A 248-nucleotide genomic window follows, 5' to 3' on the forward strand; every position below is an offset into this window, starting at 1 on the left:
AGTGGTTGTCCGGTGTCGACGGTTTGGCCTTCTTTGATGAGGATTTTCTTTACTACTCCGTCTTTTGGTGCTGGGATTTCGTTTTCCATTTTCATTGCCTCGAGGATGAGTAGTCCTTGGCCGGTTTTGACTTGATCGCCTTCTTTAACGAGTACTCTAAGAATTTTACCCGGCATTGGAGCAGTTACAACCCCCTCACCTGTTGGCGCTGGAGTCGGCGCTGCTGGCGCCGGAACAGGAGCGGGAGC

1 protein-coding gene is annotated in these 248 nt (G+C 52.0%); it reads right to left on the bottom strand.

The features are described from left to right. A partial coding sequence (locus E3E26_RS11070) for a biotin/lipoyl-containing protein (RefSeq protein ID WP_167901371.1) occupies positions 1-248 on the bottom strand: 248 nt, incomplete at both ends.

Origin of the sequence: Thermococcus sp. LS1 (assembly GCF_012027395.1) — an archaeon.
Classification (GTDB): domain Archaea; phylum Methanobacteriota_B; class Thermococci; order Thermococcales; family Thermococcaceae; genus Thermococcus.